Source organism: Arthrobacter sp. NicSoilB11, from assembly GCF_019977375.1.
Lineage (GTDB): Bacteria > Actinomycetota > Actinomycetes > Actinomycetales > Micrococcaceae > Arthrobacter.
In genome coordinates, this window is sequence record NZ_AP024657.1 from 3,804,655 (window position 1) to 3,831,481 (window position 26,827).

The 26,827-nt window shown below is 66.5% G+C and carries 22 protein-coding genes; 9 read left to right on the top strand and 13 right to left on the bottom strand.

Translation table 11 applies throughout. The features are described from left to right. Nucleotides 1-41: 41 nt before the first annotated feature. Nucleotides 42-1,418 carry an MFS transporter gene (locus tag LDO14_RS17770; RefSeq protein ID WP_223992760.1) on the top strand — a complete coding sequence of 459 codons (1,377 nt, stop codon included), beginning with the start codon at nucleotides 42-44 and terminating at the stop codon, nucleotides 1,416-1,418. Nucleotides 1,419-1,532: 114 nt separating this feature from the next. Here the strand turns inward: LDO14_RS17770 and LDO14_RS17775 are convergent, their stop codons facing one another. The 4 genes from LDO14_RS17775 to LDO14_RS17790 all read right to left on the bottom strand — a co-directional run bounded on the left by LDO14_RS17775 (nucleotide 1,533) and on the right by LDO14_RS17790 (nucleotide 6,880). Further along, a complete protein-coding gene (locus tag LDO14_RS17775) occupies nucleotides 1,533-3,569 on the bottom strand; it encodes an ABC transporter ATP-binding protein (RefSeq protein WP_276573323.1) in 2,037 nt (678 codons plus the stop codon). Continuing rightward, a complete protein-coding gene (locus LDO14_RS17780) occupies nucleotides 3,566-5,314 on the bottom strand; it encodes an ABC transporter ATP-binding protein (RefSeq protein WP_223992762.1) in 1,749 nt (582 codons plus the stop codon). The genes LDO14_RS17775 and LDO14_RS17780 overlap by 4 nt, the downstream gene beginning before the upstream one ends. 156 nt (nucleotides 5,315-5,470) lie before the next feature. Beyond that, complete coding sequence (locus tag LDO14_RS17785; RefSeq protein ID WP_223992764.1) at nucleotides 5,471-6,580, bottom strand: SDR family oxidoreductase; 1,110 nt, start codon at nucleotides 6,578-6,580, stop codon at nucleotides 5,471-5,473. Between the two features lie 102 nt (nucleotides 6,581-6,682). Further along, nucleotides 6,683-6,880 (bottom strand): hypothetical protein, encoded by a 198-nt coding sequence (locus LDO14_RS17790; RefSeq protein ID WP_134165503.1) that lies wholly within the window; start codon nucleotides 6,878-6,880, stop codon nucleotides 6,683-6,685. Between the two features lie 273 nt (nucleotides 6,881-7,153). Here LDO14_RS17790 and katG point away from each other — a divergent pair, with 273 nt between their 5' ends. Further along, complete coding sequence (gene katG, locus LDO14_RS17795; RefSeq protein WP_223992766.1) at nucleotides 7,154-9,448, top strand: catalase/peroxidase HPI; 2,295 nt, start codon at nucleotides 7,154-7,156, stop codon at nucleotides 9,446-9,448. 59 nt (nucleotides 9,449-9,507) lie between these two features. On the opposite strand, the gene LDO14_RS17800 is transcribed toward katG, so the two are convergent. Then, nucleotides 9,508-10,746, bottom strand: coding sequence for a GAF domain-containing sensor histidine kinase (locus LDO14_RS17800; protein ID WP_223992768.1), 1,239 nt, complete (start codon nucleotides 10,744-10,746; stop codon nucleotides 9,508-9,510). Nucleotides 10,747-10,873: 127 nt separating this feature from the next. On the opposite strand from LDO14_RS17800, the gene LDO14_RS17805 reads away from it, so the two are divergent. Further along, nucleotides 10,874-11,392: a GNAT family N-acetyltransferase gene (locus LDO14_RS17805; RefSeq protein ID WP_223992769.1), complete on the top strand. Its 519-nt coding sequence runs from the start codon at nucleotides 10,874-10,876 to the stop codon at nucleotides 11,390-11,392. Nucleotides 11,393-11,581: 189 nt separating this feature from the next. On the opposite strand, the gene LDO14_RS17810 is transcribed toward LDO14_RS17805, so the two are convergent. From LDO14_RS17810 to LDO14_RS17825, 4 genes are all read right to left on the bottom strand, one after another. Further along, entirely contained in the window at nucleotides 11,582-11,767 is a 186-nt protein-coding gene (locus tag LDO14_RS17810; protein ID WP_144600200.1) for a hypothetical protein, read from the bottom strand. A 79-nt stretch (nucleotides 11,768-11,846) separates the two neighbouring features. After that, complete coding sequence (locus tag LDO14_RS17815; RefSeq protein WP_223992771.1) at nucleotides 11,847-13,460, bottom strand: AMP-binding protein; 1,614 nt, start codon at nucleotides 13,458-13,460, stop codon at nucleotides 11,847-11,849. An 86-nt stretch (nucleotides 13,461-13,546) separates the two neighbouring features. Beyond that, nucleotides 13,547-14,206 carry a response regulator transcription factor gene (locus tag LDO14_RS17820; protein WP_056391624.1) on the bottom strand — a complete coding sequence of 220 codons (660 nt, stop codon included), beginning with the start codon at nucleotides 14,204-14,206 and terminating at the stop codon, nucleotides 13,547-13,549. Beyond that, entirely contained in the window at nucleotides 14,199-15,518 is a 1,320-nt protein-coding gene (locus LDO14_RS17825; protein WP_223992774.1) for a sensor histidine kinase, read from the bottom strand. Before LDO14_RS17825 ends, LDO14_RS17820 begins: the two co-directional genes overlap by 8 nt. Nucleotides 15,519-15,684: 166 nt before the next feature. Between LDO14_RS17825 and LDO14_RS17830 the strand changes: the two genes are divergently transcribed. Further along, nucleotides 15,685-16,788: an ABC transporter permease gene (locus LDO14_RS17830; RefSeq protein ID WP_223992776.1), complete on the top strand. Its 1,104-nt coding sequence runs from the start codon at nucleotides 15,685-15,687 to the stop codon at nucleotides 16,786-16,788. Nucleotides 16,789-16,814: 26 nt separating this feature from the next. Continuing rightward, nucleotides 16,815-17,519, top strand: a complete 705-nt coding sequence (locus LDO14_RS17835; protein WP_223992778.1) for an ABC transporter ATP-binding protein — start codon at nucleotides 16,815-16,817, stop codon at nucleotides 17,517-17,519. A gap of 24 nt (nucleotides 17,520-17,543) precedes the next feature. Here the strand turns inward: LDO14_RS17835 and LDO14_RS17840 are convergent, their stop codons facing one another. After that, entirely contained in the window at nucleotides 17,544-18,296 is a 753-nt protein-coding gene (locus LDO14_RS17840; protein WP_056391631.1) for a hypothetical protein, read from the bottom strand. Between the two features lie 169 nt (nucleotides 18,297-18,465). Here LDO14_RS17840 and LDO14_RS17845 point away from each other — a divergent pair, with 169 nt between their 5' ends. After that, nucleotides 18,466-18,942 (top strand): ATP-binding protein, encoded by a 477-nt coding sequence (locus LDO14_RS17845; RefSeq protein ID WP_018770693.1) that lies wholly within the window; start codon nucleotides 18,466-18,468, stop codon nucleotides 18,940-18,942. Nucleotides 18,943-19,035: 93 nt separating this feature from the next. Here LDO14_RS17845 and LDO14_RS17850 read toward each other — a convergent pair whose 3' ends face one another. Then, nucleotides 19,036-19,647, bottom strand: a complete 612-nt coding sequence (locus tag LDO14_RS17850) for an NADPH-dependent FMN reductase (protein ID WP_018770694.1) — start codon at nucleotides 19,645-19,647, stop codon at nucleotides 19,036-19,038. Between the two features lie 227 nt (nucleotides 19,648-19,874). Between LDO14_RS17850 and LDO14_RS17855 the strand changes: the two genes are divergently transcribed. The 3 genes from LDO14_RS17855 to LDO14_RS17865 all read left to right on the top strand — a co-directional run bounded on the left by LDO14_RS17855 (nucleotide 19,875) and on the right by LDO14_RS17865 (nucleotide 23,977). Further along, nucleotides 19,875-20,030, top strand: coding sequence for a hypothetical protein (locus tag LDO14_RS17855; protein ID WP_018770695.1), 156 nt, complete (start codon nucleotides 19,875-19,877; stop codon nucleotides 20,028-20,030). Between the two features lie 143 nt (nucleotides 20,031-20,173). Continuing rightward, the gene (locus LDO14_RS17860) at nucleotides 20,174-22,831 is read left to right on the top strand and encodes a Tat pathway signal sequence domain protein (protein ID WP_223992780.1); all 2,658 of its coding nucleotides are present in this window, start codon (nucleotides 20,174-20,176) and stop codon (nucleotides 22,829-22,831) included. 177 nt (nucleotides 22,832-23,008) lie between these two features. Next, entirely contained in the window at nucleotides 23,009-23,977 is a 969-nt protein-coding gene (locus LDO14_RS17865; RefSeq protein ID WP_223992782.1) for an SRPBCC family protein, read from the top strand. Nucleotides 23,978-24,054: 77 nt separating this feature from the next. On the opposite strand, the gene LDO14_RS17870 is transcribed toward LDO14_RS17865, so the two are convergent. After that, complete coding sequence (locus tag LDO14_RS17870) at nucleotides 24,055-26,055, bottom strand: rhamnogalacturonan lyase (RefSeq protein ID WP_223995311.1); 2,001 nt, start codon at nucleotides 26,053-26,055, stop codon at nucleotides 24,055-24,057. 244 nt (nucleotides 26,056-26,299) lie between these two features. Beyond that, a complete protein-coding gene (locus LDO14_RS17875) occupies nucleotides 26,300-26,782 on the bottom strand; it encodes an Lrp/AsnC family transcriptional regulator (RefSeq protein ID WP_026265990.1) in 483 nt (160 codons plus the stop codon). Between the last annotated feature and the right edge of the window lie 45 nt (nucleotides 26,783-26,827).

Consider the following 26,827-nt stretch of genomic DNA (forward strand, 5'->3'; position numbering starts at 1 on the left):
CTCCGGGCCTGCCGACAGGCTCTACACAAGGGAGAAACCCCATGGTCACAGAAAACCCAAACCTGAAATATGCCGCCGCTGAGCCGCAGGGCCTGGTATCGGAGCTGGAGGTGGCGCCGGCTGAACTGCGCCGCACCTCCATTTCGTCGTTCCTTGGTTCCGCCTTGGAATACATGGACTTTACGCTCTACACCCTGGCGGCAGCGCTGGTCTTCGGGCCGCTCTTCTTCCCCAACACGGACCCGGCGATGGCATTGATGGCGAGCTTTGCCGCCTTCGGTTCAGGGTTTCTCGTCCGGCCCCTGGGCGGGATCTACTTTGGCTACCTCGGCGACAAGTATGGGCGGAAATCCGTCCTGGTCATCACCGTGGGGATGATGGGTATCGCCACTTTGGGAATGGGTCTGTTGCCCACATTTGCCCAGATCGGGGTCGCGGCCCCAATCCTCCTTGTGCTCCTGCGGCTTATCCAGGGCTTCGGCGCGGGCGCGGAGCTATCCGGGGCCTCGCTGCTGCTGGTGGAATCCGCTCCTTCCGGTAAGCGCGGCTTTTACGGCGCCGTGGTGGCACTGGGAACTGCGACCGGTGTGCTGTTGGCCAGCGGACTGTGGCTGCTGCTCTCGCAGATGCCCAAGGACGATTTCCTTGCCTGGGGATGGCGTATTCCCTTCCTGCTCAGCGTCGGTACCACCCTAGTAGCGCTCTACCTTCGTCGCAGCGTGAGCGAATCACCGGTCTTCGAGGCGGTCAAGGCGCGGCGTGCCGCAGCACGTCTGGAAGCCAGGCAGCAAAGCATCTGGCGTGACGCCGCGGATGCCAAAAAGGCCTTCCTCGTCTCACTGGGTATCAAACTCGGCGAAAACGGTTCGGTCTACCTCGTCAAGGGCTTCCTTATCGGCTGGACGGTATCGGTGGTGAAAATGGACGCAAACCTCGTCACCACCGGTGTAACACTCGGCTCCGTCCTGGGCGTGGCCACAGTCTTGCTGACCGGGAAGCTCACTGACCGATTCGGCCGCCGCAGGGTCTGGCTCTGGCTCTCCGGATTCCAGTTTGCCTTTACGATTCCCGCGATGCTGATGATCGAAACGCGTAACCCTGTGCTGGTGGCCCTGGTCTTCGTCATCTTCGTTGGCGGTCCACTGCCGAATCTGTACGGCGTGGAGTCAACCTGGCTGGTGGAAATGTTCGGGTCCAAACGCCGCTTTTCCTTCATGACCACGGTCAAGGAAATCGGCGCCGTCCTGTCCGGCGGTCTCGGCCCCATCATTGCAGCCAGCGTCGTTGCTGCGACCGGGCCGGGGTGGATCCCGGTAGCCGGAATCCTCATGGCCTACGCTGCGATCGGTATTGTGGCAGGGTTTTTTGCGCCGGAAACCAGGGGCCGGGACCTCAATGCGGAGGCCGACGCTTTCTAAGCCCAGGAGCCGGGCCAGCGTGAACCTGGCCTTCTTCCGTTGGGGAAGGCGGACGACGACGGGACGGGACTTCCCGTCGTCGCCCGCCTGTGAGGCCTGCGGTGACCCCAGGTCCTAAACCTCCGCAACCGGCGCAGCGAACTGGGCCTCGTACAGCCGTGCGTAAGCCCCGCCGGCGGCCAGCAGTGATGAGTGGGTCCCCTGCTCCACGATCTGGCCGGCCTCCATCACCAGGATGAGGTCGGCGTCGCGGATCGTGGACAGGCGGTGGGCGATCACAAAGGACGTCCGGTCTGACCGCAGGGCGCTCATGGCCTTCTGCACCAGCACCTCGGTCCGGGTGTCCACCGAAGACGTCGCCTCGTCCAGGATCAAAACAGAGGGCCGCGCCAGGAAGGCCCGCGCGATGGTCAGCAGCTGCTTCTCACCCGCTGACACGTTGGAGCCTTCGTCGTCCAGCACGGTGTCGTACCCTTCGGGCAGCGACTTCACGAACCGGTCCACATACGTCGCCCGCGCCGCCTCCAGAATTTCGTCCGAAGACGCAGCGGGCCGGCCGTAGGCAATGTTGTCCCGGATGGTCCCGCCGAACAGCCACGTGTCCTGCAGCACCATCCCCATCCGCGAGCGCAGGTCGTTCCGGGTCATGGTGGTGATGTCCACGCCGTCCAACGTGATCCGGCCGGCATCCAGCTCGTAGAACCGCATCATCAGGTTCACCAGCGTGGTCTTGCCCGCCCCCGTCGGCCCCACAATGGCCACCGTCTGCCCCGGCTCCGCCACCAAAGACAACCCGGAAATCAGAGGCTTGTCCGGCGAATACGAGAAGGACACGTCCTCGAACACCAGCCGCCCGCGCCCGGCACCATCAGGACTCTGCAAAGAAGCACCCACAGGATCGGCAGACTGTTCCTCCGTATCCAACAACTCGAACACCCGCTCAGCCGACGCAACGCCGGACTGCAGCAGGTTGGCCATCGAGCCGAGCTGCGCCAGAGGCTGGGTAAACTGCCGCGAGTACTGGATGAACGCCTGCACGTCACCCAACTGCATGGCCCCGGACGCAACCTGCAGGCCGCCCACCACGGCGATCCCCACGTACACCAGGTTCCCGATGAACGTCATGGCCGGCATGATCAGCCCGGAAATGAACTGCGCCCCGAAACTCGCCTCATACAGCTCCACGTTCTTCTGCCGGAACCGCTCCCCCACCTCGCGCTGCCGGCCGAACACCTTTACCAGTCCATGCCCGGTGTAGGTCTCCTCAATCTGCCCATTCAGCTCACCGGTGTTCTTCCACTGCTGCACAAACAGCTTCTGCGAGCGCTTGGCAATCAGCGCCGTGATCCCCAGCGTCAGCGGAATGGTCACCAGCGCGATCAGCGCCAGCGTCGGGGACAGGATGAACATCATCACCAACACGCCCACCACCGTCAGCAACGACGTCACCGCCTGGCTGATGGACTGCTGCAGGCTCTGCGAAATGTTGTCCACGTCGTTGGTCACCCGGCTGAGCAGCTCACCGCGCTGGATCGAGTCGAAATACCGCAGCGGCAGCCGGTTGATCTTCGCCTCGATCTTCTCGCGCAGCCCAAACACCGTCCGCTGCACCACGCCGTTCAGAACATACGCCTGCCCCCACATGAACGCCGACCCCAGCACGTACAGCACCAGCGCCCACGTCAGCACGCTGGCCAGCGCCGCAAAGTCGATCCCCGCACCCGGCGTCAGCGTCATGGCGCCGAGCATGTCCGCCTTCTGGTTCTCCCCCGCCGCCCGCAGCTGCGCAATCAGTTGCGCCTGCGTCATCCCCGGCGGCAGCTGCTTGGACACCACACCGGCGAAAATCAGGTTGGTGCCCTCGCCGAGCAGCCGCGGCCCAATCACCTGCAGCACTACGCCCGCCACGGCCATGACCAGCACCAGCACCAGCCAGAGCCGTTCCGGCCGCAGGGTGCCCAGCAGCCGTTTGGCCGAACCGCTGAAGTTCATCGCCTTCTCTGCCGGGACGTTCATCCCGGCAAACGGTCCGCCGTGCCCTGGGCCGCCGCGCGGCCGGGGAATGCGTACGACGTCGGCCTGGCCGGCTCCGGAGCCGGCCCCGCCTTTGGTGCCGCGAGCGGGACGGGTCCCCGGGTGTTGGGTGCTCATACCGTTTCCTCCGCTGCCAGCTGGGACGAAACAATCTCACGGTACGTCTCGGATGTCTCCAATAACTCATGGTGCGTGCCGTGCGCAGCGATCCTGCCGTCGTCGAGCACCATAATCTGGTCCGCGTCAACGATGCTGGACACGCGCTGGGCGATGATCACCATGGTGGCACCGGCAGTGCTGCGCTTGAGCGCCTGGCGCAGCCGGGCGTCGGTGCCGGTGTCCAGGGACGAGAACGAGTCGTCAAAGATGTAGAGCTCGGGCCGCTTCACCAGGGCCCGGGCGATGGCCAGCCGCTGCCGCTGCCCGCCGGAGACGTTGGTGCCGCCCTGCGAGATCGCCGCGTCCAGCCCATCCTCCATCTGCTCCACGAAGTCCCGGGCCTGGGCGATCTCCAGCGCGGTCCACAGCTCGTCCTCGGTGGCGTCCGGGTTGCCGTACAGGAGGTTGCTGCGCACGGTGCCGGAAAACAGGTATGGCCGCTGTGGCACCAGGCCGATGTGCCCCCAGAGCAGGTCCGGGTCCAGGTCCCTGACGTCCACTCCGTCCATCAGCACCGCGCCGGAGGTGACGTCGAAGAGCCTCGGCATCAAGTTCACCAGGGTGGTCTTGCCGGAGCCCGTGCTGCCGATGATCGCGGTCGTCTGCCCAGCGCGGGCGGTGAAGCTGATGCCTGACAGAACCGGCTGGTCGGCACCCGGGTAGGCGAATCCGACGTCGCGCATCTCCAACTCGCCGCGCCGCTGCCTGCCGGCGAACGCCGCGCTGGTGACCGGGTTCTCCGGCGGCAGGACGCTGGAACTGGTGCCCAGCACCTCGCCGATCCGGTCCGCGGACACCGACGCGCGCGGGATCATCACCGCCATGAACGTGGCCATCATGACGGACATGAGGATCTGCATCAGGTAGCTCAGGAACGCGATCAGGGTGCCCACCTGCATGGACCCGTCCTCGATCCGGAAGGCGCCGAACCAGATAACCGCCACGCTGGATACGTTCAGGATCAGCATGACGGTGGGGAACATCAGCGCCATCAGGCGTCCGGCGCGGAGGGCAACGTCCGTGACGTCCGTGTTGGCCTGGGCGAACCGCGCCGTTTCCATGTCCTCCCGCACGAATGCCCGCACCACGCGGATGCCCGCGAGCTGCTCGCGCAATACGCGGTTCACGGTGTCGATCCGGGCCTGCATCTTGCGGAACAGCGGCACCATCCGCGTGACAATGAGCCCGACGGCGATCAGCAGCACCGGGACACACACGGCAATGAGCCAGGACAGCTGGGCGTCCTGCCGGATGGCCATGATCACGCCGCCGATGCTGAGCATGGGCGCGGCCACCATAAGCGTGGCGGACATCAGCACCAGCTGCTGGACCTGCTGGACGTCATTGGTGGACCTGGTGATCAGGCTCGGGGCGCCGAAGCGGGTGACCTCCTGCTCGGAAAACTCGCCCACGCGGTCAAAGATGGCGCCGCGCAGGTCCCGGCCCAGGCCCATCGCGGCCTTGGCACCGAAGTACACGGCCACCACGGCGCAGGCGATCTGCGCGAGGGTGATGAGCAGCATGACGCTGCCCGTGGACATGATGTAGGCGGTGTCGCCCCGGGCCACGCCCTGGTCAATGATGTCCGCGTTCAGCGTTGGCAGGTACAGCGACGCGATGGACTGCGCCAGCTGGAAAACCACGACGGCGACCAGCAGCGGCCGGTGCGGCCGCAGGTATTCGACAAGCAACTTCCAGAGCATACGTACAAGCCCTCACCTGACGGAGTGTCCACAAACGTGGTGCGAAGGTCAGTGTACGTCCGGAGGCTGGGACTTAACCGGGGGTTCGAGCCAGAACTTTCAGGGTTCACTGACGGCGTACGCGGGCCCTCCGAACAGCTCTTTGGGCCTCCTTGATCAGGGAATCAGGCTATCGGCGCGGTAGCGGTCGAACAGGGCCGTGAAGGAATCCAGCGTCCGCCGGTATCCCATGAAGCCGGCGTCCCGGCTCTTGCCCATGTCCGTCACCACCTCGATGCCGCGTCCCAGGTCGCCGTCCGTGTGCCACCAGGATGCCACCCGGTCCAGCTCCGGCTCGCTGAGGTTGTGGTGGGCGGCGAGCTGCCGCCACTGGTCCCCGCGCCCCGCCATGGACTGCTCCAGGGGACGGGGCTCTCCCTGGTACCCCTCCCACTCCACGCCGAAGTAGGCGGCGAGTTTCGGCCACATCCACCGCCAGCGGAACACGTCACCGTTGACGATATTGAAAGCCTGGTTCGCGGCTTCCGGGGTGGTGGAGGCCCAGAGCATGTGCTCGGCCAGCAGGCCAGCATCCGTCATGTCAGTGAGGCCGTTCCATTGCGTCTCGGATCCCGGGAACACGAACGGCTCCCCGCTGTCCCGGCACAGGGTGGCCTGCGCAGCAAGCGTAAGGCCCATGTTCATCGCGTTGCCCACCGCGTGGCCAATCACGGTGTGTGCGCGGTGCACGGACCAGGTAAAGCCCTGCCCGGCCGCTGCCGCCCAGAGTTCATCCTCCTGGGCGTAGTAGAAGTTGGGTACTGGAAGGCGCGGCTCCTCCTCATGGAAGGGCGTGTCCGGCATCTCCCCGGCCGCGTACGCCTCGAACGGTCCCAGGTAGTGCTTAAGGCCTGTTATCAGGGCGACGTGGGACACGTCCTTCCCCTGCAGTGCTCCGAGGAGATCACGCACCATGCCGGCATTGACGGCGATGTTCTCTTCCTCGGTGGCCCGGCGCGACCACGCGGTGAAGTAGACATGGGAGGGGTTCTCCGGACCAAGCACAGCCGCCAGGGAGGAAGCTGAGGTCAGGTCCGCCGAGAGCCACCGGACGCCAGGGCGCTCAGCTCCGGGCCTGCGGGACAAGGCAAGGACAGCCCAGCCTTCGCCAACCAAAGTATCCACCAGCGCGGACCCCGCGATGCCGGTGGCACCCACCACCAGGGCAGTCCGCCCGTTCCCCGCTGCTGATCCTGCACCCGCTGCTGTTCCTGAACCGATGGTCATAGTGCTCCTTCTGCTGCAGGGTTGTCCGACGACGCCCCCTTGCGACAAGCCCCAGCGTCAGGCAGATATTCCGCCGCTATGTCGAGGTGGAGGCGGAGGGGGCTAGAAGCTGCCCTCCGTGTCAGGCTCAATCGCCCACGCAAGGCGGTGCAGCACACTTGCCGTCCGGCCCCGCAGGATTGACCAGGGTGACAGGCCGGGCTTCTTTACCCGAACCCTCTTGGGCGCACGCGGCAGCGCGCTGGTGGCAGTGTCGTCGCTCCTCGCAAGGAAGAGGGCTACAAGGCTTGAACCGTCCATGAAGTTGTTTCCTGAAATTTCGAAAGTCCCACGCAAAAGGGTGGGAAGAAATGGAGAGTGCGGACTGACTGAGAGAGGACCCGCACTTTGATTATGGCTGGGGGCAGCGGCAGCCTCCCAACCGGTTGACCAACTGTTACGTTCCCTCACTTGGAGAACGGATCCCTCCTGGAAAAGAGGGGTTTCCCTCCCCCGCGTCTATGTTCCAATAGGAGGGTTGCACCGGCTGCCCGAGTCCAACCGCGGCCTCGGCCCAACGGAAGGAAGAAGCACATGACCGAACCCCAAGACCATCCCCCGGTCCCCACGCCCGGGAGCGCACAGGGCCTGGACCAGAAGGTTGGGGGTGGGTGCCCCGTAGCCCATGGCAGCGCCACGGCCCAGGGCAGCGAAAGTGAAAACCCGGCGATTGACACGCCGCAGCCCAAGGGGCACCGGCCACGGACCAACCAGGACTGGTGGCCCAACCAGCTGGACCTTTCCGTGCTTCATGCGCACAGCCAGGCGAGCAACCCGCTGGGCCCGTCATTCAGCTACCGCGAGGAATTCCAGAAGCTGGACGTGGAGGCACTCAAGCGTGACATCACCGAGGTCCTGACCACCTCGCAGGATTGGTGGCCGGCGGACTTCGGCCACTACGGCGGCCTCATGATTCGGCTGAGCTGGCACGCCGCAGGCACCTACCGCGTCCAGGACGGCCGCGGCGGAGCAGGTGACGGCAGCCAGCGGTTTGCCCCGCTGAACAGCTGGCCGGACAACGCCAACCTGGACAAGGCCCGGCGCCTGCTGTGGCCGGTCAAGCAGAAGTACGGCCAGAAGCTCTCCTGGGCCGACCTGCTGGTCCTGGCCGGAAACGTTGCCCTGGAATCGATGGGCTTCAAGACCTTCGGCTTTGCCTTTGGCCGGGAGGACGTGTGGGAGCCCGAGCAGATCTTCTGGGGCCCGGAGGATGCCTGGCTCGGCGACGAGCGCTACGTCGGCGAAGGGCAGATGTCCGAAGAGGTCGGCTCCACCGAAATGGGCCTGATTTACGTCAACCCCGAAGGCCCCAAGGGCAACCCGGACCCGGTGGCCGCTGCCGCGTTCATCCGCGAGACCTTCAAGCGGATGGCAATGAACGACGAAGAAACCTTCGCGCTGATCGCCGGCGGCCACACCTTCGGCAAGACCCATGGCGCCGGCCCCGCCGATGCTCATGTGGGTCCCGAACCGGAAGCCGCCAACCTTGAGGCACAGGGCCTGGGCTGGCTCAGCACCTACGGCAGCGGCAAGGGTGGCGACACCATCACCTCGGGCCTTGAGGTCACCTGGACGGACAGGCCTACGCAATGGAGCAACCGCTTCCTGGAGATCCTGTTCGAGTACGAGTGGGAACTGGTCAAGAGCCCGGGTGGCGCCCACCAGTGGGTGGCCAAGGACGCCCCCGAGATCATCCCGGACGCCCACGATCCCGCTAAGAAGCACCGGCCCACCATGCTGACAACGGACCTGTCGCTGCGCTTCGACCCCGTCTATGAGGCGATCGGACGGCGCTTCCTCAAGAACCCGGACGAGTTCGCCCTGGCGTTCGCCAAGGCCTGGTACAAGCTGCTGCACCGCGACATGGGCCCGGTGGGGCCCCACATGCTGGGCCCGTGGGTCCCGGAGCCGCAACTGTGGCAGGACCCTGTTCCCGCCGTCGACCATGAACTGATTGACGACCAGGACGTCGCCTCCCTGAAGGCCAAGCTGCTGGATTCCGGCCTGACCATCCCGCAACTGGCCGGCACGGCCTGGGCCTCGGCTGCCACCTACCGCAAGACGGACCGCCGTGGCGGCGCCAACGGTGCCCGGATCCGGCTGGAGCCGCAGCGCAGCTGGGACGTCTCCGAACCGGAGCAGCTGTCCACCGTGCTCCAGGCCCTTGAGCGTGTCCAGGATGTGTTCAATTCAGCCCAGGCAGGCGGCAAGAAGGTGTCCCTCGCCGACCTGATCGTCCTGGGCGGCGCGGCTGCGGTGGAAAAGGCCGCTGCCGACGCAGGGTTCCCCGTGACTGTGCCGTTCCGGCCCGGCCGCACGGACGCCACGCAGGAGCAGACCGACGTCGAATCCTTCCAGTACCTGGAACCGCGGGCCGACGGTTTCCGCAATTACCTGCGCCCCGGTGCGAAGGTCCAGCCGGAGACCCTCCTCCTGGACAAGGCGTACATGCTGGACCTCTCCGCGCCGGAAATGACGGCGCTGGTGGGCGGCATGCGTGCCTTGGGCACCAACGTGGGCGGCGCCGGCCATGGCGTGCTGACGGACAGGCCGCAGGTCCTGACGAACGATTTCTTCGTCAACCTTCTCTCACCAGGCACCAAATGGAAGGCGTCCGAGTCGGAGGAAAATGTCTACGAAATTACCGATGCCGCCACCGGTGAGCTGAAGTGGACGGCCACCCCCGTGGACCTGGTCTTCGGCTCCAACTCGCAACTGCGCGCCCTCGCCGAGGTCTACGCCAGCGACGACGCCCGGGAGAAGTTCGTCAACGACTTCGTGGCCGCCTGGACCAATGTCATGGAGCTGGACCGCTTCGACCTGAACTAGACCCCTAAGTCAGGGCCGGCTGCATACCGCAGCCGGCCCTGACTCCTTTGAAGCGATTGTCAGGGTCCGGCGGGAAAGCTGATCACCGCGGTGGTGCCGCCGCCCGGCGTCTCTTTCAGGCTCAGCTCTCCACCGTGGGCTTCCACAACGCGCCGGGCGATTGCCAGGCCCAGACCCGAGCCGTGTCCGTCACCGTCCCTGTGGAGCCGGACGAGGGGTTCCAGGACGCGCTGCCGGTCCTCCGGGGCGATCCCCTTGCCGTTGTCCGCCACAAACACCGTGGTTCCGTGGTAGTTGGAAATACCGCTGATGCGGACCTTGAGGTCCCGGTCCGGGCTCCGGTAATTCACGGCGTTGGCCACCAGGTTCTGCAGCAGCGTGCGCAGCTGGCCGGGATCCACATGGAGCTTCATAGCCTCGGCGTCCAGGACGGCGCCACTGCCGAAGGACTGGCCCAGATCCTTGGCGACCTCTGCTGCCACCGTCTGGAGGGAGACCCGTTGCCGCTGGAGGGCACCGCCCATCCGGGAGTAGGTCAGGACGTCTTCAAGCATGGCGAGCATCCGGTGCCCGCTGGCATCGATGATCTGCAGGTACTCGGCCGCAGGGTGGTCGCCGTCCACCTCGTCCCCGGCCATCTCCACGTAGCCCAGCATGGTGGTGAGTGGTCCGCGCAGGTCGTGGCTGACACGTCCCGCGAACTCCGCCAGTTTGGCATTGCTTTCGCGCACTTCGCTGAGGGCGCTGTTCAGCTGGAGGGTTCGCCGCTGGAGTTCCAGGAGCTGGACGGCCTGGCGGGCCAGGATCTCCAGCATGCCTAGCTGGTCCTTCCCAGGGGTGCCCGGGGTATTGGCGAAGACGCAGAGGGAGCCCAGCACGAACCCGGACGCGGTCTCCAGGGGCACCGACGCGTAGAACCGCACGGAGGCGATCTCCCCTGTCACAAACGGATTCGATGCGAGGCGGGGGTCCAGGGGTGCGTCGGGGACAACGGTTGGCTTCCCCGAAAGGAAGACTTGTGAACACATGGAATCTTCGCGGGCGCAGACGGCGGCCTCAAAGCCGACGGCCGCCACCTGCTGTTGCTGATCGGAGGTGACAACATTGATCACGCCGAAGGGGACGCCGCAAAGTTTGGCGGCCAACTGAACCAGGTTCTTCAGGGGTTCCGTAGACAGCTCGTCAGGGGTGTGCGTGGATCCTTCGTCAGCGGCAAAGGCGAACCCGTATTCCTGCAGCAGTTCGTCCCGCCCGGCCGGATCCGCGGGAGCTGCAGTTACCGTCTGAGTGCGCGCCATGAATTGTCCCCTTTCAGACCGCAAATTTGGGTCCGGGGCCGATAGTACAGGCCAGCAGCGATTTCCCGGGAACGCGCTCACCGTGCACGGCCGGAACGCAGGCACACCCGCAGCATAGGATCTTCTCATGGCCCAGCTCATCGCACCAGACGTCAGCCTCCACTCATCCTGGCTTGAGGCAGCGGCAGAGTTTGCCGGTGCCCGGCAGGACGGTGCGGGCGCAGACAGCTGGTCCCCGGACGATCTCATCGGTGCACAGGCGTTCAGCCGGTTCGTTGACGTCCTCATCAAAGACGCCAGGCCGGAAACGGTGCGGAAGCCCGGCTACGTGCCCTGCACCTACCTGTGGATTGTCGACGGCGGCACGTTCCTCGGCTCGCTGGCCATCAGGCACAGCTTGAATGACTACCTCCTCAACGAAGGCGGGCACATCGGCTACAGCGTCAGGCCCTCCGCGAGGCGGCGCGGCCATGCAGCGAAAGCGTTGGCAGACGCGCTTCCCGTGGCGCGGGCGTTGGGGATCGAACGGGTGCTCCTGACCTGCGACGAGGCCAATGCCGGCTCGAGGGCCACCATTGAAAAGAATGGCGGGCAGTACGAAGACACGCGCAACGGCAAGCGCCGCTATTGGATAGAGAACGCCTAGCCCATGGGGGGAAGCCCCCGCGCGAGTCTAGCTCCAGCGCAGGGGCCTCCAATGCTTCCTGCCGGGGAACTGACGTGGAAGCAGTTAAGAAATTACCGGTCGGTAGCCTGCCTAAATGCCCAAAACCGGCACCTTCGGCCAATCTTGAGCCAACCTTGAGCGGAGCTCGCTGCGCGATCCCATCGGAACTCAGTCCGTTGGCCCCGCCGCGGCATCCGGATCCTCTTCCGGTTCAAAGGTGTTGGGCTCGGCGCCGTCGGAAATCCCGACGCCGTCCTTACCACCGGGGATCCCGCCGTCGGCATTGCCTTTGCCGGCCGCCGAGCCTTCCTGCGGCTCATCCTCGGGCAGTGAATCAGGTGAATTGATGGACATCGCTCCTCCTTCTGTGGCTGGGCCTCCACGCTAACAGCCCCCGACCCAAAAGGCGCCGGAAGGCGGCCATCTCCTGAAGTCAGCGGCCCAGTTCCGCGGCCCGCTGCTGCCTCAGGATGTAGCGCTGCAGCTTGCCCGACGGCGTCTTTGGCAGGTCCTCAACGAAGTGGATGCGGCGCGGGTAGGCGTGTGCGGCGAACTGCGTCTTGACCATGGTCTGCAGTTCGGCCACCAGGGCATCACTGCCGGTGGTCCCTTCCGCCAGGACTACATAAGCCTCCAGGACTTCTCCGCGCAGTTCGTCGGGAGCGCCCACCACGGCAGTTTCCAGGACCGCCGGATGGGTGGCCAGGACGCTCTCCACATCGAAAGGGCCAATCCGGTAGCCGGCCATGATGATCACGTCGTCATCACGGGAGGAGAAGAAATAGTAGCCGTCCGCGTCCACCGTGCCCGCGTCGCCGGTCAGGTACCACTTGGCGTCCGCGCTGAATCTTTCCGCCGTCTTTTCCGGTGCGTCCTGGTACCCCTTGAACCACATCATGGGGCTGTCTGCCACATTGACGGCAACCCGGCCCAGTTCACCCGGCGCGGCCGGCTCGTCGGCGTTGTCCTTGAGGACCGCACAGCTCCACCCCGGCAGGGGCCGGCCCATGGAACCCGGCCTGAGTTCCGTCCGCACGTCGTCATGCCAGGCATTGATGATCATCATCCCGTGTTCGGTCTGTCCGTAATGGTCCCTTACCGGAACCCCCAGCACCTCCCGGGCCCAGCTGATCACCTCCGGGGTCAGCGGTTCGCCGGCGGACGAGGCGCGCCGAAGGTGGAAAGGACTGATTCCGGCGCCGGCTTTCGCGCGCATGGTGCGGTACACGGTGGGGGCAGCCGCGAAGTTGGTGACGGAAAACGCCTCCAGCACTTTGAAGCTGAGTTCCGGCGAGAAACCCGGGCGCAGCAGGAGGTTCCGCCGCCCTGCCGCCATGGGACCGAGGATCCCGTAGTACAGGCCGTAGGCCCAGCCGGGATCTGCGGCATTCCAAAAAACATCCTCGTCACTGACGTCCAGGCCCAGCTCGACGTACTGGCGGAACGCGGCCAACGCCCGGACGGGCACCGGTACGCCCTTGGGTGCACCGGTGGTTCCGGACGTGAAGATCAGCACCAAATCACCGTCACCTCCCACAGCTTCGGCCGCGATCCCCGGTTGCTGCCTGGCAAGGAGCGGCGTGAGCGCCAGGTCCGGCAGGGATGCTTCTGCGCCGGCAACCACGACGGCGGCCTCGGTTTCGTGGATCTTCGCCCGCTGGTCGGCGTCGGTGATCACAGCCCTTGCGCCGGAGGCTGTGAGGCGAAGCTCGATGGCCGGCCACGCGAAGGCGGTGAACAGCGGCACGTGGACGGCACCGCGGCGCCAAATAGCCAGGAGCATGACCACCAGGTCCGCCGACTTTCCCATCAGGGTGGCCACCGCATCTCCCGGACCTATTCCCAACTCCGCCAAGGCGGCGGCTCCCCGTTCCGAGCGTTCCCGGAGCTCGCCGTAGGTGATGTCCTCGGCGGAGAGGTCGGCAGCAACCACCGTAAAGGCAACGGCGTTGGGATCGTGGTTGTCACACAGGAGTTCGGCCGCGCAGGCGTCGGCCGCACCGTAGGTGGAAAGAAGGGCATCAACGGCTGGGACCGGACGGGACATTCATTCTCCTTTGAACAATGTGACCTGGAACAGCGGCACCTGGAAACAGCGGCCTCTGTAACGCAGTGGAATAAACGTACTGCAGGTCAGCCCCTGGCGCCCGGCGGCCTGATGATGCGCCGCTGGGCAGCGGCCGCGATGGCGGCGGTGCGGTTGTCCACGCCGAGCTTGCCGTAGATGTGCACCAGGTGGGTCTTCACCGTCGCCTCGGAAATGAAGACCTGCCTGGCGATGGCGCGGTTGGACAGGCCCGTGGCCAGCAGCTCCAACAGCTGCACCTCCCGGGGGGTCAGCGAAGTGCCGGGGTTGCTGATCCGGTCCATCAGCAGCGCAGCCGCCCGCGGCGCCAGGGCCGTCCCGCCAGCAGCCGCCTGCAAAACCGCCTGCCGGAGCTGGTCCGGCGGCGCGTCCTTCAGCATGTACCCGCTGGCTCCCGCCTCGACGGCCGCCAGGATGTCCGCGTCGGTGTCGTACGTGGTGAGGATGAGTACCGGCGGAGCGGCGTGAAGTTTGCGGATCTCGGCAGTGGCCGTGACACCGTCCATCCCCTCGCCCATTTGCAGGTCCATGAGGACCACATCCGGCGCCTCGCCCAGCGCCGTCAGCCGGGCCAGTTCCTTCAGCGCAGCGGCCCCGTCAGCGGCCTCGGCGGCGATGGAGATGCCCTCGATTCCGGTGAGCATGGCACGCAGCCCGGCACGGACCACGGGGTGGTCGTCCACCAGCAGGACGCGCACCTCACCCACGGGGACCGCCGTCCAGCGGCAGCCGGATGGCCACCACGGTGCCCTCGCCGGGCGCGGACTCCAGTGCCAGCGTCCCGTTCAATCCGGTGACCCGCTCCCGCAGCGAGCGCAGCCCGAACCCGCTACCGTCCGCTGGGTCCGCGGCACCGGCCGCAGCGGCGGGATCAAAGCCCGTGCCGTCGTCGTAAATGTCCATGGTCACCTCGGTGCCCAGGAAGGCAAGGGTGACGACGGCGTTCGCGGCCCGGGAGTGTTCGCGGACATTCGCGAGGCTCGCCTGCGCCGCCCTGAGCAGGGTCACGCGGACCGGCTGGGGCAGATCCTGCGGCTCACCGTCCACCTCCAGCCGGCACCGCAGCGCCACCCCAGCGGCCGCAGCGCCCGCCTCCGTCTTGCCGCACAACCGGCGCAGGGCCTCCACCAAAGTGGTCCCCTCCAGCTGTGGCGAGGACAGGCCGCGGACGAAGCTGCGCGCCTCCGCAAGGTTGTCGGCGGCGGTCTGCTGCACCAGCGCCAGCCGTGAGGATGCGGTCGCGGCATCACCTTGGGCGAGGGACTGCTCCGCCGCCCGTCCCAGGAGCACGATGCTGGACAGCCCCTGGGCCAGGGTGTCGTGGATTTCCCGGGCCAGCCGCTCCCGCTCCGCCAGCATCCCCGCCTCATGCTGGGACCTGGCCAGTTCCTCCCGGGTGCGGCGCAGTTCGTCCGCCGCACGCCGCTGGTTCTCGGCCTCGCGGTACAGGGCCGCGTACGCCAGCCCGGTGATTACCGAGAAGACCGCACCCAGCACAGGGCCCACCACGGCCGCGGCGTGCGGCACCGGGGCGCCGCTGGCAGCCCACTGGGAGGCAACCACCGCCACCGTCATCAGCGCGATGGTCGGCAGCGCAGCCCGCCGGGGCAGCAGGTGCAGGTGCAGGAAGAAGATGGGGAACGCCAGCCACGCAAAGTCCGCACTCCCGGCAAGCAGCAACGCCCACAAGCCCGTGACCAGGGTCAGCCAGAGCAGGCCGTAACGGCGGGGGTTGAAGCCGATCCGGGCTTCCGCGTGGCGCTTTTCGAGGACCGTTCCGGCCAGGTACACAGCAGCGAGGACCACGGCGGCGCCCGCCCACAGCCAACGCAGGGAACCACCGGACATCAGCATCCGGACCAGGGCCACGGCCAGCAGCACCGCGAACCCCGTGTGCAGGGTGACACGCAGGACCCGAAGGATTGCCGCCGACGATGCGTTTTCCAGCGCATTCAACGGCCCCTTCGCGGGGATGCCGCCGGCCTTCTCCGGTGGTTGCGGCAGGGGCGTGGCAGGCATTTCCCCAGCTTATGCCGGGACCGCCTGCAGGGGATCAACCGAACGGTTGACTCCCGGCTCAACCCTTCCATCCCGGAGGATCAACCGTCCCCGCGATGCCGCCGGGGGCAGCCCCCGGGAGAGTGGAAGGACACAAGAATCCACCCCTGCTGAGAGAAGAAACAACGTGTTCCTGGCAATCCGCGATATCCGCTTCGCCAAAGGCCGGTTCGCCATGATGGGCGGCGTCGTAGCCCTGATCACCCTCCTGCTGGTCATGCTGTCAGGCCTGACAGCGGGCCTGGCCGAGCAGTCGACGTCGGCCATCGACAAGCTGGGCGCGGCCGGCACCAGGCCGGTGGATACCATCGTCTTCGGCGCTCCCGGTTCCGCCACCCCCAAGGCGTCCTACACGGAAAGCTCCGTGACGGCCGCCCAGGTGGAGCGCTGGAAGAACCAGCCCGGCGTCAGGTCCGCAGAGCCGCTGGGCATTACCCAGACCCGGGCCCAGACCGTCAAGGGGTCGGGCACGGCCAACGTGGCGGTTTTCGGCGTTTCCCCGGGAAGCCCGCTGGCACCCGTTGAGGTGTCCGCCGGCACCGCGGTGCTGGGTACCTCGGTTGCGGAGGCTCTGTCGGCCGGCCAAGGCGACAAAGTCTCCCTGGGCGGCGTGGAGCTTTCCGTCGCCGCGGTGGTGCCGGATCAGTGGTACGCACATACCAGCGTGGTGTGGACGGCCCTGCCGGCGTGGGCCAGGGCAGCGCACGTGTCCGACGGCGGACAGCTGGCGACCGTCGTCGCCGTCACCTACGCCCCGGGGGCCACGGTGGACGGCGCCGCCGTCGACGCAGCCGCGCATACGGTCAGCACCTCACGCGCCGGGTCCTTCCAGGCGCTGGGCTCCTTCAAGAGCGAGAACGGGTCCCTGACCCTGATGCAGGCGTTCCTGTACGGGATCTCGTCACTGGTGATCGTGGCATTCCTGACCGTATGGACCATCCAGCGGACCCGTGACATTGCCGTGCTGAAAGCCATGGGCGCGCCCGGTGCCTACATCCTCCGGGACGCCCTGACCCAGGCCGCGATCGTCCTCACCGCCGGTGCCGCCGTCGGTGGAGCCGTGGGCGTCGCGGCCGGTTCCCTTGCCGCCAAGGCTGCCCCGTTCCTGCTGAACGCGGGCACCACGGTGCTTCCCGTCGTCGGGATTGTTGCCCTGGGCCTGGCCGGCGCCGCACTGGCGGTCCGCCGCGTGACCAAGGTCGACGCGCTCCTGGCGCTCGGCGGCAACTAATCCACCCTTACGAAAGGAACGCCATCATGCCCTCCCCCACCCCCGCTCCCCTGAGCCTGGTCAACGTCACCCTCGAATATCCGGACGGCGGCGGAACCACCACCGCCCTGGACCGGGTCAGCCTCACGGCCCCGGCCGGCCAGCTGGTTGCCCTCGTGGGCCCTTCGGGCTCCGGCAAATCAAGCCTCCTGGCCGTCGCCGCCACCCTGGTCCGCCCCTCCCACGGGCAGGTCATGATTGACGGCACCGATACCGGTGGCCTCAGGGACAAGGAGCTCACCGCGCTGCGCCGGCACAAGGTGGGCATCATCTTCCAGCAGCCCAACCTGCTGCCCTCGCTCACCGCCGTCGAACAGCTCATCATCAGCGACCACCTGCGCGGAAAGCCTGCCAAGGCGGCTCGGACGAAGGCCGCGGAACTGCTGGACGTCGTTGGCCTCTCCGCAAGTGCGCGGAAACTGCCGCACCAGCTCTCCGGCGGCCAGCGCCAGCGGGTGAACATCGCCCGGGCACTCATGGGCAGCCCCAACGTGCTGCTGGTGGACGAGCCAACCGCCGCTCTGGACCAGGAACGCAGCGCCTCGATCATCGGGCTCCTCCGCCAGGTGACCACCGGGTTCGGGGTGGCCACCGTGATGGTCACCCATGACACCGAGTTCGTGCCGCTGACGGACGTGGTGGCCACCATGCGGGACGGCAGGCTGACGGCGCCGGTGCTGACGGGGGCGTAGGGGCCTCTGTCCTCACCCCTGTCCTCACCCCAGGTGGTGCACCGTAAACGCCGTCAGGAACCCCACGGCCGCGGTGAGTCCGGTCAGGTTGTGGTGCTCCTCGAAGGCCTCGGGAATCATCGTGTCCGCCAGCATGGCCAGGATGCCGCCGGCGGCAACGGAGGTGATGAATGCGACCAGCTCATCCGGGGCGTCCTCCAGCGCCACATATCCCAGCAGCGCTGCCACTCCGCTCAGGAGCGCAATGCCGCCCCAGAGCCCGAACACGTACCCCCTGCTCCGGCCCGCCTTCTTCATGCCGGCGGTGCCGGACAGGCCCTCCGGCACGTTGGAGATGAAGACGGCTGCCAGCATGGCAGGACTCACCGCTCCGCCGGCCAGCAGGCCGACGCCCAGGACCACCGATTCCGGGACGCCGTCCAGCAGTGCACCGACGGCGATGGCGGTGCCGCTGCCCGGATTGTCCTTTTCGGAGGGCTGCTGGTCCCCGGACCGCTTGCGGTGCTTGGCGCCGGCCCTGGCCAGGAGCACGTTGGCGCCCACGTACACCACTGCCCCCGCCAGGAAGCCCGCCACCGTGGGCCAAAGGCCACCGCCCTTGACCGCCTCGTCCACCAGTTCAAAGGCAAGGGCCGAGATCAGCACACCTGCGCCGAAAGCCATGACCGTCGAGACGATTTTGGAGGGGATGGACCACCGCCAGGACACGGCAGCTCCCAGGACCAGGGCAGCACCGGCACCGGTGCCCCATACAAGTGACATCAACCAGGTAGGCATACCTCTTCCGTCCCCAGCGCGGCGGCAATGAAACAAGGGGCAGCAGTGCACCCGGTCACCCTCCACGCGCAGAATTGATGGGATCTTGAGGCAAACCTTGCCATCCCTAGACATTGCAGGTCCACGCTTTAGCCATAGGACCAAACCAGCTTGTGGGGAGCAGGAAGTCATGGGAAGCAGAACAGCGTTGGACAACGAGGTCACAACCGTGGGAGGCGTGCTGACGGACAAGCAGCCGCTGGATTTCCACACGTTGGGACTGGCCGGGTGCATTGACCGGCTTACCGCCCCTCTGAGGCAGCGCGGGACCTCGGTCCACTGGGATACTCCGCACTGGGGCGTCGAGATCCCGGCGGACTGCGCGTCCCTCCTGTACCAGTCGGCCCGGGAGGCGCTCAGCAACGCGTTCAAATTCTCGTCCGCGTCCACGCTCAGCATCCAGCTGGCGGCTGTTGACCACGGCATCCGCTTGGTAGTGGCCGACGACGGCACGGGCTTCGACAGCATCCTCGCCAAGAGCGGGCGGCACCACGGCTACGGCCTGCGGCTCATGGCGGTCGCCGTGCAGGAAGCGGGCGGCGCTGTGGAGATCAGTTCCAGCCCCGGCCAGGGCACCAGTGTGACGGTGACGCTGCCGCTGGACTGACCCGCCGGCTCGCAATGCCGGCATAAAGACTCGGATGCCCGCCGTTGCTGGGACGGCGGGCATCCGTACGCCTTATGAAGACCCGCCAGGGAATCAGCGGGAAAGCTTGGCGGCGTCCGGTTCCAGGTCGCCGATGTGACCGGGCGCGTTGGCGGCCAGGACCCGTGCCACGAAGGCCGCATACTCTTCCATGTAGTGGCTGAGGAACTTGGCGGTGGACCCGTCCTTGACCTCGCCGTCGTCGCCGAAAACCTTGGGATCGTACTTGACGTAGGCCTCCGGCGCATTCAGCTGCGGTGCGTCCAGGAAGCTCAGGACGGCCCGCATGGAGGACTGCATCACGGCCGTCCCGATGCTGCCAGGTGAGGCGCCGATGATGCCGGTGGGCTTGCGGGCAAAGGAGTTGGTGCCCCAGGGCCGGGATCCCCAGTCGATGGCGTTCTTGAGGGCTCCCGGGATGGAGCGGTTGTATTCCGGGGACACGAAGAGGATCCCGTCCGCGGCCTCGATGGCTTCCTTGAGGGCCCGGCCCTCCGGCGGGAAGTCGGCGTCATAGTCGTAGCTGTACAGCGGGAGGTCCTTGATGGGGATCTCCGTGAATTCCAGTTCCCCGGGCGCGAGTTTGATCAGGGCCTTGGCCAGAACCCGGTTGATGGAACCGCTGGCCAGGCTGCCCACGAAATATCCGATCTTGTACGTTGCCATGAGTGGTCCTTTCCAACAGCCGGGCCGCGCCGGCTGGGTCGGTTTGGGTTGGAAATGGCGCCGTCCCAGCAGCCCGGAGGGGCGAAGAAACGGCGGTTGGTGCTCACTGCTTCACCAGTCCAGCACACAAGCCCTGCTGCGGCCAGAGTGCGTGGGAGGTCCTTGACACGTCATGGAGCGGAGCGCTGAATGAGGGGTACCGCGAACCAGCGCCACGAGGAGCAGCCATGACTGAAGATCGCTCACGGAACGACGACGACGACCGGGTCCACGCTGAATCGCCCGCCGAAGGCGATCCGGACGCCGACCCTGCCGACATCCGCGTCCACTCCCAGGACCCCGCCGAGGGAGCAGACGACGACGGGGACCCCGCCAGGAAATAGCCGCCCGGACGCCAGCCCCGGCCCAGCAGCCAACCGTCCCGCCTGGCAAAATCCCCTTGCACGCACGCCACCTGTCTACTACGTTGTAGGTCATCGAGAAAGCGCTTTCCCACTATCGGGACTTCCGCGCGCAGCAATCACCAGTGGAATTGGATGACATGACGGACAACACCCTCATCAGGTGGATCGACGGGCAGGCACCCGCAGAAATCAGCGGCGGAACCACGTGGGGGATGCCGTTCCCGCGCGGCACCGCGCAAGGTGTGGAGGCGTTGTCAGTTGCGGACGGCAGCGGCACGCCGGTCCCCAGCCAGGCCTGGCCCCTGGCCACCTGGCCGGACGGGTCCCTGAAGTGGGCGGGCATTGCGCTGCCAGCAACGGACACGCCCTCGGACACCTATCAGGTGAGGGCCGACGGCGGCACGGCCGCCGAACCCAGCCAGCCGTCGTCGGCCGGCGCGTCCGTCACGGTCACCGAAAGTGCGGACACCCTCACCGTGGACACCGGCGTCCTGCAGATGGTGATCAACCGCGGCGGTTCCACCCTGTTCAGCACCCTTTCCCGGAACGGGCGGGAAGTTGCCCGGGACGCCCGGCTGGTCAGCCTGCTGCAGGACAGCGTCCCCGAGGGCGCGGGAACGGTTGGCCGGGACGCCTTCACCGGCGGGGTCACCGCCGTCGTCCTGGAACAAAGCGGCCCCGTGCGGGCGGTGGTGCGGCTGGAAGGCAACCACCGTCCGGACACTCCAGAAAGCGGAAAGCGGGACTGGCTGCCGTTTGTGGTCCGCTTCTACTTCCATGCCAACGCCCGCAGCGTGCGGATGGTGCACTCTTTCATTTGGGACGGAGACGCGGACCAGGACTTCCTGGCAGGACTGGGCGTGCGGTTCACGGTGCCACTGGCGGCGGAGCTGCACAACCGGCACATCCGCATCGCCGGAGCCGACGGCGGGTTCCTCGCCGAGGCAGTCCGCGGCCTCACCGGACTCCGCCGCGACCCGGGCGGGGACGTACGGGAGGCGCAGATTAACGGCCGCCCCACTCCCCCGCCGGATACCTGGAACCCTGACGTCTCGACCCGCCTCCACCTGGTTCCCACGTGGGGCGACTACACCCTCAGCCAGCTCAGCGCCGACGGATTCGAGCTGCGCAAGCGCACCGCCGCCGGCCACGGCTGGGTGGGAATCACCGGCGGCACCCGCGCCGGCGGCTTCTGCTCCCTGAGCGATACCCGCGGCGGACTCGGGGTGGGCATCAAGGACTTCTGGCAGTCCCACCCGGGCCAGCTGGACATCCGCGGCGCCGCCACCGGAGAGGCCTCGCTCACGGCGTGGCTGTTCTCCCCCGAGGCCCAGCCCATGGACCTGCGTTTCTACCACGACGGCCTGGGCCAGGAAACGTTCGAGGAACAGCTCGACGGCCTGGAAATCACGTATGAGGACTATGAGCCGGGCTTCGGCAACCCCACGGGAATTGCCCGCACCCACGAGTTGACCCTGTTCGCCTACGATGCCACCGCGCCCACCGAAAGCCTCGCGGCCGACGCCGCCTCCGCTGCCACCCCGGCCCTGCTGCAGGCCACACCGGAGTATCTGCACTCGGCGGGCGTCTTTGGCGACTGGGATCCGGTGGACCGGAGCACTCCCGCGCGGGCCGTGCTTGAAGACCGGTTGGACTTCCTGTTCGATTTCTACGCCGGCCAGGTGGAACAGCGGCGCTGGTACGGCTTCTGGAACTACGGCGACGTGATGCACACCTACGACTTTGACCGGCACGTGTGGCGGTACGACGTGGGCGGCTACGCCTGGGACAATTCGGAACTGTCCCCCGACCTGTGGCTCTGGTACTCCTACCTGCGCTCCGGCCGGGCGGAAGTCTTCCGCTTTGCCGAGGCCATGACCCGGCACACGGGAGAAGTGGACGTTTACCACCTGGGTCCCTGGAAGGGGCTCGGCTCACGGCACAACGTCCAGCACTGGGGCTGCAGCGCCAAGCAGCTGCGGATCAGCACGCCGGCCTACCGGCGTTTCTACTACTACCTGACGGCGGACGAGCGCACCGGGGACCTGCTGACCGAACTGGTGGACAGCGACCAGAACTTCCTGGGTCTTGACCCCGTGCGCAAGGTCCGCCCGGATGCCGACACCTACCGCCCCAACCGCGGCGCACTTGGCGTGGGGCTGGGGACGGACTGGGGTTCCCTCGCCGCAACCTGGCTGACGGACTGGGAACGCACCGGCAACCCGCGTTCCCGCGACCGGCTGCTGGGCACCATGGCGGACATCGGGGCGCTCAAGTACGGCTTCCTCACCGGTGAAGCGCTGTATGACCTGGACAAGGGCCGGTTCGACTCCGGCCGCGAGCAGATCCAGGTCTCACACCTCAGCGCGGTGTTCGGCTTGGTGGAAATCTGCAGCGAGCTGGTGGACCTGGTGCCGGACCCGGAGTTCGAGCGGTCCTGGCTGCAGTACTGCCGGCTCTTTCTGGCATCGAAGGAGGAACAGGTGGAAGCCGTGGGCCAGCCGCTCGACGGCATCCATCTCACCCAGGCCCACAGCAGGCTGACGGCCTACGCGGCGGCAAGGTTGCAGGACCCAGAACTGGCAGCCCGGGCATGGGAAAGCTTTGCCGAAGGCGGGGAGCACCTGAACCACGAATCGGCCTTCACCCTGCGGAAAATCGAGCCGCCCCACGTGTTGGCGCCCGTGGACGAGGCGCCGACGGTGTCCACCAATGACACCGCCCAGTTCGGGCTGGCAGTCATCCAGAACCTGGCGCTCGTGGGCCGGTACCTGGACTGACACTCCTGCGTGGCACAAAACCGCGACGGCGGCACCTGGCCGGGTGCCGCCGTCGTCCGTTTTCCCCCATGACCAAGTTGGACTCTGGAAACATCCAAGATCAAAAGGTATGTTAGTAAGCATGCTGATGATTCTTCCCGAGTCATTGGTTTCCGGTAGCAAAGCGAAGGAGACGTTATGAGCACGAAGGTGGAAAAACGCATTCTGGTGAACGTACCGGTGAGCACCGCTTATAACCAGTGGACCCAGTTCGAGGAATTCCCGCACTTCATGGGCGGCGTCAAGAGCGTGACCCAGCTCAGTGACGACCGGCTGGAATGGGTGGCCGAGATCGGCGGCGTCCGCAGGCAATGGGAAGCCAAGATTTTGGAGCAGGTCCCGGACCGCAAAGTTGCGTGGGCCGCGACCGAAGGTGCCACGAACGCCGGCGCTGTGGAGTTCGAGGACGTGGGAGGCGGCCAGACCTCCACCCGGCTGAGCCTCGAATACGAGCCCGAAGGCCTGATCGAGAAGGTGGGCGACAAGCTCAACGTCGTGGACCGGCAGGCGGAATCGGACCTGCAGAAGTTCAAGGAATTTATTGAGGACGAAGGCTACGCCAGCGGCGCCTGGCGCGGATCCGTCAATGCCGGCTCAGCTGTGGGCACGCCCGGTGTTGAACATGCAGGGGGCTCCCGCGGCGATTCCGGCAAGGCCGGCGTCTCCGGCAAGGTTGCGGCCGGCGTCGGCATCGCAGCGGCTGCGGGCGCAGCAGCGGCCATGGCTGCCAGCGGCAACAAGGAAGACACCGAAACGCGTGACGTGACGGTTACGCAGACCACTCCCGCGGTCCCGGCAGAACCGGTTGTGCCCGCGGAGCCCCTCACCACCGGCGCCACCACCGGCAGCGCCTACCCGGGCACGGGGACAACTGACACCACAACCCCAGGCACGACGTCGGGGGCCGGCTCCACCGGCTCGGTCGCCGACCTGGGCGATGACAGGATCGGCCACGCTTTTGACCAGACCAACGGCCTCGTGGACACCACCGGCGAGTCCGATGACACGGTTGCCGGCGAAAACCTGAGCGCCGGCGAACGGCGCGAGGACGACCGCAACGCCGACGGCGGCCTTCCGCCTGTGGGTGGCAACCTCGGCGGCCACTGACCCGTCCCAACCGAAGAACCAGCGCCGCCCGCCTTTCCCCCAAAGGCGGGCGGCGCTTTGCCGTCACTGGTGGCGGCTTACCTGGCCTTGCCTGCGTAGAAGACAGCCGGTGAGGCCGGCGTCTGCATGCCCTCACCGATGAAGAAGCTGGGGTGCGGAGGCTGGTTGTAGCCGACCGTCTCGCGGGCCACGCCGGTCCGGTACATGGGGTCGTGCATCAGTGTGCGGAGCCGGACCTCGGTGGGCGAGGTGGTGGTGTAGATCCGCAGCTCGGTGCTGTCGGCGGAGGGGAACACCAGTTCCTCGCGCCAGTCACCCAGCAAGTCGGCCTGCAGTGACGGGTTGCCCTTGGTGCCGTTGTTGGTCCTAGCGCCGGTGGCTGTCAGGAGCCGGTCGCTGGTTTCGGTTTCCCAGTTCCACTTGGAGATGGTGGGTACGCCCACGCCTGCCTCGGCATTGAAGTCGTGGTCAACGATTTCCCGCAGCAGGTCGCCGTCCCACCAGGCCATGAAGTTGGCCGCCGGGATCTTGTCCGAAATCCGCTCGCCCTTGGCCGACATCAGGAACCCCGCCGGTGAGTTCCAGGCAGCGTCACCGCCCACGGCCCAGCTTTCCGAGCCTGGGAACCGGGGGTCGATGTCGCCGGTGGCGCCTCGGCCGGTGTCCTTGACAGCGGGAATGCTCCAGAGCACTTCACCGGTGGCGGAGTCGCGGAAGGTGGCACCGCGATTGCCGCTCGCGGACATGCTCTCGTGTACGGCGAACGTCTCAAAGCCCGGCCGCGAGGGGTCAAGGTCGCCGGTGTGGATGGCGTCGCCGTGGCCCAGCTTGGTGTTGTACAGCGGCGTGCCGTCGTCGTCGATCGTCATGGAGCCGAAGACGAACTCATCCTTGCCATCCTGGTCCACGTCCGCCACAGACAGGTTGTGATTGCACTGGCCCTTGTATTCGGCCCCGGCCACGTCGGAATCGAACTTCCACCGCTTGACCAGTTTGCCGTTGACCAGGTCGTAGGTGACCAGGACCGTGCGGGTGTAGTAGCCGCGGCTGAACATCATGGACGGGTGCTCACCATCGAGGTACGCCACTCCGGCAAGGAAACGGTCCACGCGGTTGCCGTAACTATCACCCCAGGCGGCTACGCTCCCGCGCGGCGGATCATAGGGAACCGTGTCCATAATGGTGCCGCTGGCACCGTTGAACACAGTGAGGAATTCCGGCCCTGACAGGACGTAGCCGGCGCTGTTGCGGTAGTCAGCCGCAGCATCGCCAATGACGGTCCCCGCCGCATCGGTGGTGCCGTCCGCAGTCTTGAAAGCCACTTCGCCTGTGCCGTCGCCGTCGAAGTCATAGGCCAGCATCTGGGTGTAATGGGCGCCGGCACGGATGTTGCGGCCAAGGTCGATTCGCCAAAGCTTGGTGCCGTCCATCTTGTAGGCGTCCACGTACACATTGCCGGTGTAGCCGGACTTGGAGTTGTCCTGGGCGTTGGACGGGTTCCAGAGCTGGATGATTTCGTAGGCCCCATCGCCGTCCAGATCCGCCACACTCGAATCGTTGGCCGTATAGGTGTACGGCTTGCCGTCCTTGCTGACGCCGTCGGCGGGCTTGTCCAGTTTGATGGGCAGGTAGTTCTGCGCCAGCGGACTGAATTCGGCACTGAGCTTGTCCTGCCCGTTGCCGTTCCCGACCGTCTTGATGACGTACTTCGAGGCCGCCGTTCCCGCAGGATCCACATAGGTGGTGGTGCTGCGGATGGGCTCGTCGGTGATCTGGACGCCGTCACGGATGACGTGGAAGCCCACGCTGTCCTTGTCCAGGCCGAGCATCCGCCAACCCAGGGTGACGCCCCGGTCCGTGAGCACAGCCACGGGGGCACGGTCCAGGGTTTCCACCTGGCGGGTGGGCCCGGACGGTGCCGGGGCGGCGGGGCTGGCCTGGGCGGCCGGCCCGGCCTGGCCGGGATCAGCAGCAGCAAGCGGGACGCCAGTGAAGGCCAGTGCTGCGGCGAGCGTTGCCGCCGCTGCGGCCGGCGCGGCCTTCCAGGCCCTGCCCGCTGGGGATTGCGGGGAACACATTGAGGGTTGTGCCAAAAGAACATCTCCTTTGATGCGGCGGCAGCTGAGTCTGCCGCACGTCAGTTTGGAACGTTTCATTCACGCCAAGGATCTCCCTCCCGAGTGATGTGGAGGAGGGATGGAAGCCGCGGGGAAACGCTTTCTGCCCTTTAGGTTTATCAGCGCATGACAAATATGGTCAATAGTGTGACGGAAGTAATTGGGAGATTTTGTTCCATTGCGTTTGTTTCCCACCTCGTTGGATTCACTGCTTCCCCGTCGCCGCCTGCAGCAGCGGCAGGGTGCGGGTGGGCATGACTTCCACCAGGGACATGGCCGTGCTGGTGCGGACGACGCCGTCAATCGCCAGCATCGCGTTGGTGATCCTGTGCAGGTCGGCGGGGTCCCTTGCGGCCACCTTGGCGAGCAGGTCCGCGTCCCCGGTGGTGGCATGCATCTCGATGATTTCCGGAATGGTCTGCAGCGCTGCCACGGCAATGTCGCTGGCGGACTGGCTGATGGAGATCGAGATGAAGGCAATCAGCGGCAGGCCCAGCGCTTCCGTTCGCACCCGCTGGCTGAAGGGCGCCAGGCTGCCGTCGTTGACCAGCCGGCGGAGCCGGGCGTGCACCGTATTGCGGGCAACGCCCAGCGTCCTGGAGAGGGACAGGACCGTGGCCTGCGGATCCCGGTCAAGTGTGAGGAGGATCTCAGCGTCAAGGGCATCAATGCGGTGCATACTGAGCATTTTGCCACCCCTGCAGTCCCTGCGCACCGGATCTGTCCTCCTGCA

Coding starts and splice junctions, on each gene's coding strand:
- LDO14_RS17850 (WP_018770694.1), bottom strand. CDS start 19,647: ATGGCAACGTACAAGATCGGATATTTCGTGGGCAGCCTGGCCAGCGGT.
- LDO14_RS17870 (WP_223995311.1), bottom strand. CDS start 26,055: ATGTGTTCCCCGCAATCCCCAGCGGGCAGGGCCTGGAAGGCCGCGCCG.
- LDO14_RS17825 (WP_223992774.1), bottom strand. CDS start 15,518: ATGCCTGCCACGCCCCTGCCGCAACCACCGGAGAAGGCCGGCGGCATC.
- LDO14_RS17770 (WP_223992760.1), top strand. CDS start 42: ATGGTCACAGAAAACCCAAACCTGAAATATGCCGCCGCTGAGCCGCAG.
- LDO14_RS17855 (WP_018770695.1), top strand. CDS start 19,875: ATGACTGAAGATCGCTCACGGAACGACGACGACGACCGGGTCCACGCT.
- LDO14_RS17775 (WP_276573323.1), bottom strand. CDS start 3,569: ATGAGCACCCAACACCCGGGGACCCGTCCCGCTCGCGGCACCAAAGGC.
- LDO14_RS17805 (WP_223992769.1), top strand. CDS start 10,874: ATGGCCCAGCTCATCGCACCAGACGTCAGCCTCCACTCATCCTGGCTT.
- LDO14_RS17845 (WP_018770693.1), top strand. CDS start 18,466: ATGGGAAGCAGAACAGCGTTGGACAACGAGGTCACAACCGTGGGAGGC.
- LDO14_RS17865 (WP_223992782.1), top strand. CDS start 23,009: ATGAGCACGAAGGTGGAAAAACGCATTCTGGTGAACGTACCGGTGAGC.
- LDO14_RS17835 (WP_223992778.1), top strand. CDS start 16,815: ATGCCCTCCCCCACCCCCGCTCCCCTGAGCCTGGTCAACGTCACCCTC.
- LDO14_RS17815 (WP_223992771.1), bottom strand. CDS start 13,460: ATGTCCCGTCCGGTCCCAGCCGTTGATGCCCTTCTTTCCACCTACGGT.
- LDO14_RS17810 (WP_144600200.1), bottom strand. CDS start 11,767: ATGTCCATCAATTCACCTGATTCACTGCCCGAGGATGAGCCGCAGGAA.
- katG (WP_223992766.1), top strand. CDS start 7,154: ATGACCGAACCCCAAGACCATCCCCCGGTCCCCACGCCCGGGAGCGCA.
- LDO14_RS17875 (WP_026265990.1), bottom strand. CDS start 26,782: ATGCTCAGTATGCACCGCATTGATGCCCTTGACGCTGAGATCCTCCTC.
- LDO14_RS17790 (WP_134165503.1), bottom strand. CDS start 6,880: ATGGACGGTTCAAGCCTTGTAGCCCTCTTCCTTGCGAGGAGCGACGAC.
- LDO14_RS17840 (WP_056391631.1), bottom strand. CDS start 18,296: ATGCCTACCTGGTTGATGTCACTTGTATGGGGCACCGGTGCCGGTGCT.
- LDO14_RS17780 (WP_223992762.1), bottom strand. CDS start 5,314: ATGCTCTGGAAGTTGCTTGTCGAATACCTGCGGCCGCACCGGCCGCTG.
- LDO14_RS17785 (WP_223992764.1), bottom strand. CDS start 6,580: ATGACCATCGGTTCAGGAACAGCAGCGGGTGCAGGATCAGCAGCGGGG.
- LDO14_RS17800 (WP_223992768.1), bottom strand. CDS start 10,746: ATGGCGCGCACTCAGACGGTAACTGCAGCTCCCGCGGATCCGGCCGGG.